Source organism: Aeromonas sp. R4-3 (assembly GCF_040908275.1).
GTDB classification, from domain to species: Bacteria; Pseudomonadota; Gammaproteobacteria; order Enterobacterales; family Aeromonadaceae; genus Aeromonas; species Aeromonas rivipollensis.
The window spans coordinates 129,129-142,023 of the sequence record NZ_JBFODK010000021.1; the positions used below are offsets into that span (position 1 = coordinate 129,129).

A 12,895-nucleotide genomic window follows, 5' to 3' on the forward strand; every position below is an offset into this window, starting at 1 on the left:
TCGGGAACTGACTCTATGGGGCCGGGATATACCCGGCCCAGGATTCCGGTTATACGGTGGCTTCGCGGGTGTAACGCTTGGCCTTGTATTGCGGATTCATCAGGTTCTCGATGGAGAGGATCTCGTCCAGTTGTTCGGCGGTCAGCAGGCCGCGCTCAAGCACGACTTCGCGGACGTTCTTGCCGGTCTGGGCGCAGATCTTGCCGACGATGTCACCTTCGTGGTGACCGATGAAGGGGTTCAGGTAGGTCACGATGCCGATAGAGTTCAGCACGTGGTTCATGCAGATTTCCGGGTTGGCGGTGATGCCTTCCACGCACTTCTCGCGCAGGGAGATGCAGGCTTTTTCCATCAGGCTCAGGGATTCGAACATGGCCTGACCAATCACCGGCTCCATGACGTTCAGCTGCAGCTGACCGGCTTCGGCGGCGAAGGTGATGGTGACGTCGTTACCGAATACCTTGAAGCAGGACTGGTTGACCACTTCCGGGATGACGGGGTTGACCTTGGCCGGCATGATGGAAGAGCCCGCCTGCATTTCCGGCAGGTTGATCTCTTTGAGCGCGGTACGCGGGCCAGAGGAGAGCAGACGCAGGTCATTACAGATCTTGGACATTTTCATGGCCAGACGCTTGATGGCGCCGTGCAGCATGACGTAGGCGCCGCAGTCGGAGGTCGCTTCGATCAGATCCTCTGCCGGCACATAGGCACGACCGGTGATCTCGGCCAGGCGCTTGATGGCCAGGGCGGAGTACTCGGGCGGGGTGTTCAGGCCGGTACCTATGGCGGTGGCGCCCAGGTTCACTTCCAGCAGCAGCTCCTGGCAACGCTTGATGGACTTGATCTCTTCGCGCAGGGTGACGGCGAAGGCGTGGAACTCCTGACCCAGGGTCATGGGGACAGCATCCTGCAGCTGGGTACGACCCATCTTCAGAATGCTCTTGAATTCGGCAGCCTTGGCATCGAAGGCAGCGATCAGCGCTTCCAGGGCATGCAGGGTGGTGTCTGTGCTGTTGACCACGGCCACGCGGAAACCTGTGGGGTAGGCGTCGTTGGTGGACTGGCACTTGTTGACGTGATCGTTCGGGTTGATGACGTCGTAACGGCCCTTCTCCAGACCCATCAACTCGAGTGCTATGTTGGCCAGCACTTCGTTGGTGTTCATGTTGACGGAGGTACCGGCGCCGCCCTGATAGACATCGACCGGGAACTGGTCGAAGCATTTGCCGGTGTTCAGCATCAGGTCACAGGCTTCGATGATCTTGTCAGCGATTTCGGGACGTATGGTGCCCAGCTCACCGTTGGCCAGTGCGGCGGCCTTCTTGGTCAGCACCATGCCACGGACAAATTCGGGAACGTCAGAAATCTTCTGAGTGCTGATCTTGAAGTTCTCGACGGCGCGCAGGGTATGCACACCGTAATAGAGATCGTTGGAAACTTCTTTGGTGCCCAGCAGGTCTTCTTCAATGCGGACGTTCTTGATGTCGCTCATTGTAATGCCTCAGAAATCAGATAAATGGAAACGATCCTCACCGAGTGGTCGCGACTTCCTTACGCACATTTCATCCTGAAGCACCACACATCGGGTGGGGCAGTGGGGAACCTGTGGCTCCCCTGTGCAATGACTGGGATAGATCTTACCTCAATTGAGGTATCTGATATTAGACTTGGATCACTAAATTTGAGGCAACCCCAAATATCTTGTGGTCATTAAACAGATATTGCAATTGAGCGATTAACTTTGACAGAACAATCACTTCAATCACAGTTGGGCGACCAAATATTTCTCCCTAACCCGGGTTGTCTGACGCCGCGGACTTGAAAAACCGCCAGGGCTCCCCATTTTAATGACAAGAGACCTGCGCGATGACGAGTTGGCATGGGCCATACTCCGCTGACTGCGTGATGGCAGGTTCATTTATTCACCGCACTGAGGTTGCTATGGGCAAGTTGTTACTGTTGTTGGTTGGCCTGGTATTGCTGGAGCTCACCGTGATGATAGAGGTGGGCTCGGTGATTGGTGCCTTGCCGACCGTGGGCCTGCTGGTGCTGACCGCGGTGCTGGGCTCTTCCCTGGTGCGCAGCGAGGGGATCAAGACCCTGTTCAGCGCCCAGCAGAAGATGCAGCAGGGCGAGATGCCGGGCCGCGAGGTGATGGGGGGCATGATGCTGGCGCTGGCCGGTCTGCTACTGATCATTCCGGGTTTCGTGACCGACTTCTTCGGCATCCTGCTGCTGCAGCCCTGGCTGCGCAACCGGCTGGCCGACAAGCTGGTGGGCAGCAGCCAGTTCAGGATGCAGATGGGAGGCTTCCAGGGGCAGCAACCGCCGTTCGAGGCGCGCCCTGGCGAGGGGCAACCTGATCGGACCAAGGGTGGCGGAACCACAATTGAAGGCGAATTCGAACGCAAGGAGTGAGTGAACGGAGTCGGCCGCCATATCGGGGCCCTCGCCGTCAGGGGTGGACCTGATGGCAGAGCCCCTCAAACCTGCGGTGGGCATAGCCCCAGGCCAGCAGCCCCGCCGCCAGGTTTGCCAGCAATATCCCCAGATAGATCCCCTGCTCTCCCCCCAGCTTTGCCCCCAGCCAGGCCCCTGGCAGCAAGAAGACAAACAGCCGCATGCCGTTGAAGACGAATGACACTGTCGAGGCTCTGACCCCGTTGAGGGCCGAGGCCAGCAACATCACCATGCCCTGAAAACCGTAGCCGATGGGCACCAGATGCAGGTAGAGCACGATCAGCCGAACGACCTGAGGGTGATCGCTGAACAGGTTGGCGATGAGGGGCGCCAACAGCCAGACGAGGCCGTAGATGGCGAGCTGGAACAGCAGGGCGAACCGCATGCAGAGCAGCAGGGCGGCCCTGGCCCTCGCCGGATTGCCCGCCCCGCAGTTCTGCGAGACGAAGGGGGCCAGCACGGAAGAGAGCGCCATCATCACGATCAGCAGCAGCGCCTCCACCCTGGAGGCGGCCCCATAGGCGGCCACCACCTCGGTACCCAGGCCGGCGAAGATGACCATCAGCACGGCGTTGGCCAGCGGGTTGAGCATGTTGGTGAAGGAGGCGGGCACCGCCACCTGCAGCAGGGCGCGCCAGTGGGCCAGCAGCCGCGGGCGAGGGGAGAGGCGCCATGACAGCAGTTGCTCCCGCTTGCGCAGTATGTGCAGGCTGACCAGCATGGCCATCAGCCAGGAGATCGAGGTAGCGATGGCGGCGCCGCGGATGCCCCATTCGGGGAAAGGGCCGGGCCCGAAGATGAGCAGGGGATCCAGCACCCCGTTGACCAGACCGGCCACCCCCATCACCAGGCTGGGGGTCTTGGTATCCCCTGTGGTCCGGATGGCGGCATTGCCGACCATGGGGATGACCAGCATGGGCACGGTCAGATACCAGATCAGCATGTAGTCGTGGATGAGGGAAATGAGCTCGGCGCTGGCGCCCAGCAAGGTAAAGAGGGGCTTTATGGTCAAGGCCCCCAGCACGGCGAGCAGGGTCACCAGGATGACGGCGAGGAACAGGCAGTCGGTGGTGATGCGGGCGGCCTCGTCGTGACGGCCCTGGCCCAGGGCATGACCGAGCAGGGCGCACAGTCCCGCTCCCAGCCCCATGGTGAGGGAGGTGACCACGAAGGTGACCGGAAAGGTGAAGCTGATGGCGGCGAGCGCTTGGGTACCCAGCATGCCGATGAAGAAGGTATCGACCAGGTTGAAGGCGAGGATGGCAACGATACCGAGGATCATGGGGCCCGTCATGCGCAGCAGCACTGGCGTCATGGGCTCGGTCAGCATGGGATTGGGTCGGCTCAAGGCAGGGTCTCTATGTGCTCTGGGCCTAAATGCTGGCCGCGTCCATCCGCCTTCCTGATTGGGGGTGGGTGATCCATCGAAGATACTCATAGTACGTGAAAATATTTTTTTTGTATTTGCCCTTGAAGGGCTACCCAAATTGCCCCAGATCAGGGGCATAACAAATTTGGCCGACTGCGGCCATTCCTCAAGCAACACAGAGACTCATTTTGGGAGAGTTATCGATGAAAATTCGTCCACTGCACGACCGCGTCATCATCAAGCGCATCGAAGCTGAAGCCAAATCCGCTGGCGGCATCGTCTTGACTGGCACTGCGGCCCAGAAGTCCACCCGTGGTGAAGTTCTTGCCGTGGGGACTGGCCGAATTCTGGACAATGGCGATGTCAAAGCCCTCGCCGTCAAGGTGGGTGACAAGGTGATCTTCAACGAAGGCTACGGCGTGAAGACCGAGAAGCTGGATGGCCAGGACGTGCTGATCCTGTCCGAGACCGACATCCTGGCGATTGTCGAAGCGTAATCACCTTCCCCCTTTTTCCCGAATTGATTTAAGGACTGAAGAACATGGCAGCTAAAGAAGTTAAGTTTGGCAACGAAGCCCGCATCAAAATGCTGGAAGGCGTCAACATCCTGGCCGACGCCGTCAAGGTGACCCTGGGCCCGAAAGGCCGCAACGTGGTACTGGACAAGTCCTTCGGTGCCCCGACCATCACCAAGGATGGCGTCTCTGTTGCCCGCGAGATCGAGCTGGAAGACAAGTTCCAGAACATGGGCGCCCAGATGGTCAAGGAAGTCGCTTCCAAGGCCAACGACGCCGCCGGTGACGGTACCACCACTGCCACCGTACTGGCGCAAGCCATCGTCAACGAAGGCCTGAAGGCCGTTGCCGCCGGCATGAACCCCATGGATCTGAAGCGCGGTATCGACAAGGCCGTCGTGGCTGCCGTCGCCGAGCTGCAGGCCCTGTCCCAGCCCTGCGCCGACAACAACGCCATCGCTCAGGTCGGTACCATCTCTGCCAACTCCGACGAGAAAGTGGGTGCACTGATCGCCGAAGCCATGGACAAGGTCGGCCGTGACGGCGTGATCACCGTGGAAGACGGTCAGGGTCTGGAAGACGAGCTGGCTGTCGTCGAAGGCATGCAGTTCGACCGTGGCTACCTCTCCCCCTACTTCATCAACAAGCCGGAAACCGGCTCCGTCGAGCTGGATGACCCCTTCATCCTGCTGGTGGACAAGAAGATCTCCAACATCCGCGAAATGCTGCCGGTGCTGGAAGGCGTGGCCAAGGCGGGCAAACCGCTGATCATCGTGGCCGAAGACGTGGAAGGTGAAGCGCTGGCGACCCTGGTGGTCAACACCATGCGCGGCATCGTCAAAGTCGCCGCCGTCAAGGCGCCGGGCTTCGGCGACCGTCGCAAGGCCATGCTGCAGGATATCGCCATCCTGACCGGTGGTACCGTGATCTCAGAAGAAGTGGGCATGGAGCTGGAAAAAGCGACCCTGGAAGATCTGGGCCGTGCCAAGCGCATCGTCATCACCAAAGAGAACACCACCATCATCGATGGCGTGGGTGATGCCGCCCTGATCGAGAGCCGCGTGGCTCAGATCCGTCAGCAGATCGAAGATACCTCTTCCGACTATGACCGTGAGAAGCTGCAAGAGCGCGTGGCCAAGCTGGCCGGCGGTGTTGCAGTCATCAAGGTTGGCGCTGCCACCGAAGTCGAGATGAAAGAGAAGAAAGCCCGTGTTGACGATGCCCTGCACGCCACTCGCGCTGCCGTAGAAGAGGGCGTGGTTGCCGGTGGTGGTGTGGCGCTGGTGCGCGTAGCTGCCAAGCTGGCCTCCCTGCGTGGTGACAACGAAGACCAGAACGTGGGTATCAAGGTCGCCTTGCGCGCCATGGAAGCGCCGCTGCGTCAGATCGTCATCAACGCCGGTGAAGAAGCCTCCGTGATTGCCAACGCCGTGAAGAACGGTGAAGGTAACTTCGGCTACAACGCCTACACCGAACAGTACGGTGACATGCTGGCCATGGGCATCCTGGATCCGACCAAGGTGACCCGTTCTGCCCTGCAGTTCGCCTCTTCCATCGCCGGCCTGATGATCACCACAGAGTGCATGATCTCCGAGCTGCCGAAGAAAGATACCCCGGCCATGCCTGATATGGGTGGCATGGGCGGTATGGGTATGATGTAATTCCGTCATAGTCATCAAACGGCTCGCTTTTGCGGGCCGTTTTTTTTAGTGCTACTAAGCTGAAGTTGTTGATAGTGAAATGATCTGAGGTAAGCATGCGAACATTAGGCCTGATCCCATTACTGTTTTCCCTTGTCGTCCCCACCATGGCATTGGCCGCTCCCGAAGGGCCCGTGATCCTCAAGGTGACGGGGAATCTGGATCCCGCCGACCCGAGTGATGGTGAGGTTGCCTTCGACATGGCCATGATCCAGGCCCTGCCACAGCATGAGATAGTGACGAGCAATCCCTGGGTGGACAAGCCGCACAAATACGTGGGGCCCAAGCTGGCGGATGTGCTGACGGCGGTGAAGGCCAACGGCAAGAGCATCACGCTCACCGCCTTGAATAGTTTCCAGATCCGGATCAACTGGGATAAGGTCAGGCAATACGATCCCATCTTGGCCTGGCAGGATGATGGGGTGACCATGCGGGTTCGTGACAAAGGGCCGCTCTGGTTTATCCTGCCGCTGGATCAGCATCCCGAACTCAAGCGGTCCGAGTTCACCGACATGATGATCTGGCAACTGAGCGCAATCGATATTCAGCAGTAAAGACGGTGACTTGCGGGAGTACTGGGTGAAAGCGAAGACCAGGGCCTGGCCCTTACTCGGCGTTCTTTATCTATCCATTCTGTTATTCACGGGTAGCACGCTGTATTGCCTGGTGCAGATACAAAATGCGACCCGGGTGATGGAAAAGTACACCTATGACGTCTCCTGGGCATTGATGCAGTTGCAGCTCGAGCTGGGGCGCTTTATCAATGCCGTCGAGATTTACCACTACGGCGGCATCGACCATGAAACCCTGCTGCTGCGCTATGACATCCTGTGGAGCCGCACCCCCATACTGCTGAGCGGCCAATTGCGCAAGAGTCTGGCGGACAATCCGAAGACGCTGCGGCTGGTCCAGCTGACCGAAAGCAATATCCGCAAGCTGGAGCCGGAGCTGACCAGGCTGAAGCCGGGGATGCCGGACTACCAGCAGATCATGATGACCCTTGCGCCCTTGCAGGAGCCGCTCTCTTACTCTCTCGCCTCCATGATGCAGAAGAACATCAACGTCTATTCGGGCAATGACAAGCGCTTCGGCCAGCTGCGCGATGCCCTGTTGTTCATGGTGTTGGGCTTGGTGATCTCCGTCATTCTGCTCAGCGCTCTGTTGGTGCGTGAAGCCAGGCGTCATTTCAGAACGGCCCGGGTCGATCCGCTGACCGGTCTGGCCAACAGGCTGGCCCTGCTGGAGAAGATGGAGTCCTATGTCAGCCGTGATACTCCCTTTGGTCTGATACTGATCGACATCAACGATTTTCGGGACATCAACAGCAAGTTTGGCTACAGCACAGGGGACATACTGCTGCAGGAGCTGGCCAAGCGGCTGCGTGCCCTGTGTGAAAACGGCGAGTGGGTGGCGCGTCTCGGGGGCGATCAGCTCGCCATGCTGCAACGGGACAGCAGCGACCTGCGCCAGGTCAGGGAGCTGGTGGCAAGAGTGCTCCACGCCATCAAGCAAGACATCATCATCGACAGTTACCCCTTCCGGCTGGAGGTGGGCATAGGCATCGCCTTCTTCCCCACGGACAGCAACCAGACCCAGGAGCTGCTGAGCCGGGCGGAGCAGGCGCTGTTCCACAGCCGCAAGACCCATGTGCCTTATGTCATCTATGACAGCTCCCTGCTCAACGAAACCGCCAGGCGCAAGCACCTCGCCTCCGACATGGTGATGGCGCTGGAACACAATGCCTTGGAGCTCTATTACCAACCCATAGTCAACCTGGAGAGCGGTCGCTGCGAGGCGGTGGAGGCGCTGCTGAGGTGGCGTCATCCCGAGCTTGGCTTCATCCCGCCCAACGAGGTGATCCAGGTGGCGGAAGAGTTCCAGCTTGCCGAGAAGCTGGGGAGCTGGGTGCTGAACACGGCGTGCGAGCAGCTCCACCAGTGGCAGCACCTGGGCTTGGTCGATCTGCAGATGTGCGTCAACATCTCCCCTGGCATGTATCAGCGCAACCTGTTGAAGCTGGTGGCCAAGGCGCTGATGGAACACCATATTCCCGCATCCTGTCTGGTACTGGAGGTGACGGAGGACACCACAATGCGCGAGGTGAAGAACTCGCTGCAGCTGATGCAGGATCTCAGTCAGCAGGGGGTTCACCTGGCGTTGGATGACTTCGGGACCGGTTACTCATCTCTTAGCTATCTGCAGAAGCTGCCGGTGAGCAAGGTGAAGATAGACAGATCCTTCATCCAGTGCATAGACACCTCCATAGAGGCGGCCGAGCTGGTGGCCAACATCTGCCGCATGGGCTCCATGCTGGGCAAGAAGCTGGTGTGTGAAGGCATCGAGACCCAGGGGCAGCTTGACGTGCTGCGTTCATTGACCGACATCCATCTCTACGGACAAGGCTATCTGTTCAGCCGCCCGGAACAGGCGTCCAAGGCCTATCAAACCCTGCTGGAGATGGAGGAGCGCTGGCTGGCACGGCGTGCGCCGAACAAGGCATACCTGCTCTGAACGATATGGCTCATGTCTGCCACGTTCTGGCCGATAGTGTTTAGGCAGGAGGTACACAATGGATATTTCTAGCTCTGCAAATGCGTCGTTTGGTTCTGCACTGATGGTGGCCAGCCTGGCCAAGAAGCAGCAGACCCAGGAGGGCGAGTCGGCTTTGAAACTGCTGGCAACAGCAGCTCAGTCCGCTCCGGCAGCGCCGACATCGGCCAGCGCTTCCCTCGGAAGCAGGATCGATATTCGCGTCTGACCCTAATGAAAAAGCCCCCATCTCGCGATGGGGGCTTTTTTATCTCTGCGATTTGCTTCGCATCCCTTCGGATCAGAGCTGGAAGGGGGCCGGGGCTTCGAAGGTCATCCGCTCGCCGCTGCGAGGGTGGCTGATGGTCAGCATGGCCGCATGCAGGTAGAGATGGGGGGCCGCCGCCAGTGCATCCGGATGGGCATAGAGGTTGTCACCCAGAATCGGGTGCCCCAGCTCCAGCATATGGACGCGCAGCTGATGGGAGCGACCCGTGATAGGGGTCAGCTTGATCAGGCTGTTGCCGTTCTCCACCTTCAGCTTTTCCCACAGAGTCAGGGCGTGACGTCCCTCCTCAAAGTCAACCTTCTGTTTCGGGCGGTTGGGCCAGTCGACGCAGAGCGGCAGGTCGACCTGACCCGAGTCTGCCTCCGGCTCGCCCCACACCCAGGCGAGGTAGTGCTTCTCGGTTTCCCGCTCGCGAAATTGTCGGCTCAGCTCCCGATGGGAATTGGGATTGAGGGGAATGACAATGACGCCAGTGGTGGACATGTCGAGGCGATGAGCTGCCGCCGCCTTGGGGTGCTGCTGTTTCACCCGATGCAGGACGCTGTCTTCATTCTCGGGGCCGCGCCCGGGGACGCTCAGCAGGCCAGTGGGCTTGTTGACCACCATGATGTCCTTGTCCTTGAACAGGATATCGAGCCAGGGTTCCAGAGGCGGTGAGTATTCAAACATAAATGTCTCGCATCAGAAGGTGGGGGCAAGCCCCCATCAGTTATGGGTGACCACGATAAAGCGGATTGCGTCCAGCTTGAGTTGGGTCTGATCGATCAGGTGGTGCAATTCTGCCTGCAGATTGCGCAGATAATCCAGTTCGCTGTCGCGCACGTTCGGGTTGACCGCCTTGAGCGCTTCCAGACGATCCAGATCCTGCTGCAGGGTCTGCGCCATCTGGGCGCGGGCCTTGTCGACAATCCCGGCTTTCAGCTCTTCGGCAATGGCCTGGCCCTTGCCAATCAGACCGTGGATCACCGGCTGGGATGCAGTCACGAGCTTGCTGCCGAGGTGGCGATTGACCGGAGTCAGCTGACGGTTGAAGGCATCGAACGCCACTTTCTCACCCAGATTCTGGCCGTTCTTGTCCATCAGCAGACGGATTGGCGTCGGCGGCATGAAGCGGTAGAGCTGGGGATGGGCCGCAGATTCGGCAACGAAGATCAGCTCAAGCAGGATGGAGCCGATGGGCAGCGCCTTGTTCTTGAGCAGTGCTACCGAGGTGGCACCGATCTCGGAGCCCAGGATCAGGTCGATACCGCCGCGCATCATGGGGTGATCCCAGGAGAGCAGCGCCATGTCATCCCGCGACAGGGCGGTGTTGCGATCGAAGGTGATGGTCATGCCATCTTGCGGCAGGCCCGGGAAGCTGGAGACCAGCATGTGATCCCCGGGGGTCAGCACCAGCGCGTTCTCGCCCCTGTCATCCTGATTGACGCCGATCTCGTCGAACATCTTGAGGGCGAAGGAGACCATGCCAGTGTCATCATCTTCGGCGGCCAGCTTGTCGACCAGCAGCTGGGCGGCGGCGCCACCGCTGGAGTGGATCTCCAGCAGGCGATCGCGTCCCTGTTCCAGTCGGGCTTTGAGCGGCTCGTGCAGCTCGCGGGTCTTGATCAGCAGGGCGTCGAGGGTCACCTGATCGCCGGTGTTGGCGGCCAGCAGCTCGAACAGTTCGCCACGTACCGCTTCGAATACCGGGCGGGCAGTCGGGCAGGTCTGCTCGAACGCATCCAGACCATCGTGATACCAGAGCTGCAGGGCGCGCTGGGCAGTCCCTTCCAGATAAGGAACGTGGATCTCGACGGTATTCTGCTGACCGATACGGTCCAGACGACCGATGCGCTGTTCCAGCAGATCCGGATTGAGGGGTAGATCGAACAGCACCAGATGGCTGGCAAACTGGAAGTTGCGACCTTCTGAACCGATTTCTGAGCAGAGCAGCACCTGGGCGCCACCATCCTCTTGCGCGAAATAGGCGGACGCCTTGTCCCGCTCGAGGATAGACATCCCTTCATGGAACACTGTGCCGCGGATCCCTTCACGGGTACGCAGCGCCTCTTCCAGCGCGATGGCGGTGGCCGCTTCGGAGCAGATCACCAGCACCTTCTGCTGGCGAGCAGAGAGCAGCAGCTCCAGCAACCAGTCGACGCGGGGATCGAACTGGGTCCAGGTGGCGTTGTCGCCTTCGAACTGCTGGAAGATCTTCTCGGGGTAGAGGTAGCGCAGGGCGCGGGTCTGCAGATCGCCACCATTGCCACCCATCATGCCCATTACCTTGATGGCAGTTTTGTACTGCTCCGGCAGCGGCATGGGGTAGACGTTGAGGTGACGCTCGGGGAAGCCCTGAATATTGGCGCGGCTGTTGCGGAACAGCACCCGGCCGGTGCCATGCTGATCCAGCAACCTGGCGACTGCCTGCTGACGGGCGGCAGCATCGCTTAAGTCCAGCCCTTCCAGCTGGCTGGCGAGGATCTGCCTGGCTTCATCGCTCAGAGTCTCGCCATTCAGCAGCTCTTGCGCCGCGCTGGCGACCTGACCGTAGGCCTGTTCCTCGGCGAGGAAGGCCTCATAGTCGTAGAAACGCTCCGGGTCGAGCAGGCGCAAACGGGCAAAGTGGCTCTGGTGGCCCAGCTGATCCGGGGTGGCGGTCAGCAGCAGCACACCAGGCACCTGTTCGGCCAGCGCCTCCACCATTTCGTAGGCACGGCTCGGCGCCTCCTCGCTCCACTCCAGATGGTGCGCTTCGTCGACAACCAGCAGATCCCACTCGGCTTCCAGCACCTGCTCGAAGCGACGACGCTTCTTGCGCAGGAAGTCGAGGCTGCAGATCACCAGCTGTTCGGTCTCGAAGGGGTTCTCCGCATCGGCGAACGCCTCGATGCAGCGCTCCTCGTCAAACAGGGAGAAGTGCAGGTTGAAGCGGCGCAGCATCTCGACCAGCCACTGGTGCTGCAAGGTTTCGGGCAGCAGGATCAGCACTCTATGGGCGCGACCTGAGAGCAGTTGCTGATGGATGACCATGCCCGCTTCTATGGTCTTGCCCAGGCCCACCTCATCGGCCAGCAATACGCGCGGTGCATAGCGGTGACCCACTTCATGGGCGATATAGAGCTGATGCGGGATCAGGCTGACCCGGCCACCGGCCAGACCGCGAGTCGGGTTGCGACGGCGTTGGTGCTGGTTGATCAGCGCCTCGTAGCGCAGGGTAAAGCGGGACATCCGGTCAATCTGACCGGCGAACAGGCGATCCTGCGGCTTGTTGAACTTGATAAAGTTGCTGAGAAACACTTCCTTGAGGGCAACGGGCTCATCGTTGTCGGTGCGTACACCTACATATATAAGCAGCCCGTCTTTTTCCTGCACTTCTTCGACCGTCATGGTCCAGTCTTCGTGAGTGACAATCTGATCGCCCACATTGAAGCTGACCCGGGTCACCGGCGCCTCTTCTTTGGCATACATGCGGTTTTCACCGGTAGCCGGAAACAACAGGGTAACCATGCGTCCTTCAACAGCAACGACAGTCCCCAACCCCAGATCCGTCTCTGTATCACTAATCCAACGCTGGCCAAGTGCAAAAGGCATTAAACTCTCCAAAGCCCAAGAGTGTGAGAATCGCAAAGGGGCGCTATGTTACCCGAAGGCCGGATCCCGATCACCATGGTTATGGTGTTCGGGAAAGGCAATTCGATACAACCTTGATCTACCGACACCCTTGACCCGGCCAGGGGTAGAAAGTGCCTGCATACGGAACCCTTCTTGAACATTAAAACACCACCATGGTTGATTGGTGAGCGGTTGAGCTGAAAATGCGAATTTTATGCGAAATCACCCTTGCCAATCCGAGCCAGCTCCCTATAATGCGCCTCCATCGACAGGGTAAGCGGCAACGCAAACAACCAGGTCGATAACCTCGAAAAGCCTTTGAAAATAAGGCTTGACTCGAGAAGGCGGTTGAGTAGAATTCCACTCCCGCAGCAACGAACTGTTGCGTCGCTCTTTAACAATTTGAATCAAGCAATCTGTGTGGGCACTCACAGCATCG

Annotated in this window: 11 protein-coding genes; 6 read left to right on the forward strand and 5 right to left on the reverse strand. The window is 59.5% G+C overall.

The features are described 5' to 3' along the window. Nucleotides 1–49 precede the first annotated feature (49 nt). Nucleotides 50–1,492: an aspartate ammonia-lyase gene (aspA, locus tag AB5Y91_RS05240; protein WP_106884964.1), complete on the reverse strand. Its 1,443-nt coding sequence runs from the start codon at nucleotides 1,490–1,492 to the stop codon at nucleotides 50–52. A gap of 449 nt (nucleotides 1,493–1,941) precedes the next feature. Between aspA and AB5Y91_RS05245 the strand changes: the two genes are divergently transcribed. Further along, nucleotides 1,942–2,418, forward strand: a complete 477-nt coding sequence (locus tag AB5Y91_RS05245) for an FxsA family protein (RefSeq protein ID WP_163147431.1) — start codon at nucleotides 1,942–1,944, stop codon at nucleotides 2,416–2,418. Between the two features lie 37 nt (nucleotides 2,419–2,455). On the opposite strand, the gene AB5Y91_RS05250 is transcribed toward AB5Y91_RS05245, so the two are convergent. Continuing rightward, a complete protein-coding gene (locus AB5Y91_RS05250) occupies nucleotides 2,456–3,790 on the reverse strand; it encodes an MATE family efflux transporter (protein WP_289979134.1) in 1,335 nt (444 codons plus the stop codon). A 242-nt stretch (nucleotides 3,791–4,032) separates the two neighbouring features. On the opposite strand from AB5Y91_RS05250, the gene AB5Y91_RS05255 reads away from it, so the two are divergent. From AB5Y91_RS05255 to AB5Y91_RS05275, 5 genes are all read left to right on the forward strand, one after another. Further along, nucleotides 4,033–4,326 (forward strand): co-chaperone GroES, encoded by a 294-nt coding sequence (locus tag AB5Y91_RS05255; RefSeq protein WP_005318973.1) that lies wholly within the window; start codon nucleotides 4,033–4,035, stop codon nucleotides 4,324–4,326. 44 nt (nucleotides 4,327–4,370) lie between these two features. Next, on the forward strand, nucleotides 4,371–6,005 hold the full coding sequence (gene groL, locus AB5Y91_RS05260) for a chaperonin GroEL (RefSeq protein ID WP_025325745.1): 1,635 nt from the start codon (nucleotides 4,371–4,373) through the stop codon (nucleotides 6,003–6,005). Between the two features lie 95 nt (nucleotides 6,006–6,100). Further along, nucleotides 6,101–6,598 (forward strand): molybdopterin-binding oxidoreductase, encoded by a 498-nt coding sequence (locus AB5Y91_RS05265; RefSeq protein WP_163135549.1) that lies wholly within the window; start codon nucleotides 6,101–6,103, stop codon nucleotides 6,596–6,598. Between the two features lie 25 nt (nucleotides 6,599–6,623). Next, nucleotides 6,624–8,555, forward strand: a complete 1,932-nt coding sequence (locus AB5Y91_RS05270; protein WP_368169233.1) for a putative bifunctional diguanylate cyclase/phosphodiesterase — start codon at nucleotides 6,624–6,626, stop codon at nucleotides 8,553–8,555. 58 nt (nucleotides 8,556–8,613) lie between these two features. After that, on the forward strand, nucleotides 8,614–8,802 hold the full coding sequence (locus tag AB5Y91_RS05275; RefSeq protein ID WP_106884960.1) for a hypothetical protein: 189 nt from the start codon (nucleotides 8,614–8,616) through the stop codon (nucleotides 8,800–8,802). 72 nt (nucleotides 8,803–8,874) lie between these two features. Here AB5Y91_RS05275 and rluA read toward each other — a convergent pair whose 3' ends face one another. The 3 genes from rluA to AB5Y91_RS05290 form a co-directional block, all read right to left on the reverse strand. Next, nucleotides 8,875–9,531, reverse strand: coding sequence for a bifunctional tRNA pseudouridine(32) synthase/23S rRNA pseudouridine(746) synthase RluA (gene rluA / locus AB5Y91_RS05280; RefSeq protein WP_368169234.1), 657 nt, complete (start codon nucleotides 9,529–9,531; stop codon nucleotides 8,875–8,877). 36 nt (nucleotides 9,532–9,567) lie between these two features. After that, the gene (gene rapA / locus AB5Y91_RS05285) at nucleotides 9,568–12,435 is read right to left on the reverse strand and encodes an RNA polymerase-associated protein RapA (RefSeq protein WP_368169235.1); all 2,868 of its coding nucleotides are present in this window, start codon (nucleotides 12,433–12,435) and stop codon (nucleotides 9,568–9,570) included. A gap of 270 nt (nucleotides 12,436–12,705) precedes the next feature. Further along, on the reverse strand, nucleotides 12,706–12,895 hold a 190-nt coding region (locus AB5Y91_RS05290), incomplete at its 5' end, for a hypothetical protein (protein WP_368169236.1).

Excerpts from the sequence above, each read along its gene's own strand:
- aspA (WP_106884964.1), bottom strand. The coding sequence starts at position 1,492 with ATGAGCGACATCAAGAACGTCCGCATTGAAGAAGACCTGCTGGGCACC.
- AB5Y91_RS05245 (WP_163147431.1), top strand. The coding sequence starts at position 1,942 with ATGGGCAAGTTGTTACTGTTGTTGGTTGGCCTGGTATTGCTGGAGCTC.
- AB5Y91_RS05250 (WP_289979134.1), bottom strand. The coding sequence starts at position 3,790 with ATGCTGACCGAGCCCATGACGCCAGTGCTGCTGCGCATGACGGGCCCC.
- AB5Y91_RS05255 (WP_005318973.1), top strand. The coding sequence starts at position 4,033 with ATGAAAATTCGTCCACTGCACGACCGCGTCATCATCAAGCGCATCGAA.
- groL (WP_025325745.1), top strand. The coding sequence starts at position 4,371 with ATGGCAGCTAAAGAAGTTAAGTTTGGCAACGAAGCCCGCATCAAAATG.
- AB5Y91_RS05265 (WP_163135549.1), top strand. The coding sequence starts at position 6,101 with ATGCGAACATTAGGCCTGATCCCATTACTGTTTTCCCTTGTCGTCCCC.
- AB5Y91_RS05275 (WP_106884960.1), top strand. The coding sequence starts at position 8,614 with ATGGATATTTCTAGCTCTGCAAATGCGTCGTTTGGTTCTGCACTGATG.
- rluA (WP_368169234.1), bottom strand. The coding sequence starts at position 9,531 with ATGTTTGAATACTCACCGCCTCTGGAACCCTGGCTCGATATCCTGTTC.
- rapA (WP_368169235.1), bottom strand. The coding sequence starts at position 12,435 with ATGCCTTTTGCACTTGGCCAGCGTTGGATTAGTGATACAGAGACGGAT.